The 1,318-nt window shown below is 42.1% G+C and carries 3 protein-coding genes; all 3 read left to right on the forward strand.

The annotated features are described in order from the left end of the window. Positions 1-616, forward strand: a 616-nt coding sequence (locus tag ACTIE6_RS23815; RefSeq protein WP_439559003.1) for a hypothetical protein, incomplete at its 5' end; no start/stop codon positions are given. A 107-nt stretch (positions 617-723) separates the two neighbouring features. After that, a complete protein-coding gene (locus tag ACTIE6_RS23820; RefSeq protein ID WP_439559004.1) occupies positions 724-954 on the forward strand; it encodes a hypothetical protein in 231 nt (76 codons plus the stop codon). Further along, a partial coding sequence (locus ACTIE6_RS23825; protein ID WP_439559005.1) for a putative toxin-antitoxin system toxin component, PIN family occupies positions 920-1,318 on the forward strand: 399 nt, incomplete at its 3' end. The genes ACTIE6_RS23820 and ACTIE6_RS23825, both read left to right, overlap by 35 nt.

Consider the following 1,318-nt stretch of genomic DNA (forward strand, 5'->3'; position numbering starts at 1 on the left):
CCTGACCGGCACACAAAGTGCGTATGGAAATGTGTACGCCAAATTAATTCTCTGTTTTGGCAGCAACGAGGAGAGCGTGATGATCAACGGAGCTTACCCGCAAGATTTACCGGAAGTTGGAAAGCAGATCAAAGAGTCAATTCTTGGCGCCTATTTCGATGCCGGGAAAAAAGTGGATCCTTTTGAAGCAGTTGATTTCCAAATCAGCACCGCGGGAACCAAGCTGGTTTTTGCCAAGAATGCAGCGAATGCGCTGATCTATAATATTGACGGAAAAGTACCGACCGAGTCTGCCGACAGAACATCTTTCATTCTCTCAAAGTCACTCTCCCGATTGGAAATTGAAGACAAAAAACTTTTCTGCTTAGGCCGCGCGCATCAACTATACCCGGGGCTCAGCATAGATTCGGTAAGTACCCTCAGCGTAGATGGAATCGAGGGTTATGAGTTAAGCGGCATTGCCAAAAACAAGAATACGGGCCAGGATGAGCAAGTTTACCAGGCTGTACTGTTCAGCGACAATTTGTACTACATCATCATCGGCTCCACAAACAACGATTTCGCAAACAACCTTCAAACGTTCAAATCAATAACAAGGTCGTTTAAGCGTAAATGAACTTTGGAATTGCGCATTGCTGCATTGCAGAAATTGATTTTAGCCAACCCGAAAGCTATCGCGGGTCTTTAAGGTAAAATGATTAAATTGTTTTAAAATTGAAGGAAATGAGCGCAAGTAATGCAATGACACAGACTGAATTTATAAAAACCTTTGAAACCTTTCCGGCAAAGGCACGTTTGGCTATTGCCAAAAAGATTCAGGATCGCATGATTGACCAACTCTTTGAAGAACTCGACGCAGCGCTTCCTGATGTCGAAATTTCTACCCAGGAGATTCAAGATGAAATCAATGCGTACCGGAATGAAAAGAAACAAAAAGCGCAGCATTGTCCTTGATGCTAACTGGTACGTATCTGCTTGTATCAGTCGAAAATCCCGCCGATTTCTTTATTATAACATTTTCAAAAATCCAGACTTTCAGGTCTTCTATTCCGCCGAGTTAATGGATGAGTTTAGTCACGTAATTGAACGTCCAAAATTCTCAAAATACATTACACACAGGCAGGTAAACCGTTTTAAGGTCATCGCATTGAAGTTTTTGAAGAGAACCAAAACAGGGATAATACCTGAACTGGTTCGGGATGCGGATGATAATTACCTGCTGGGTATATGTGAATACTGTAAAGCTGATTTCCTGATAACCGGTGATCAGGATCTTTTGGTTTTGAAGGAATATCAGAAAACAAGAAGTGTAACAATG

Origin of the sequence: Dyadobacter sp., from assembly GCF_051859145.1 — a bacterium.
In the GTDB taxonomy this organism is placed as follows: Bacteria; Bacteroidota; Bacteroidia; order Cytophagales; family Spirosomataceae; genus Dyadobacter.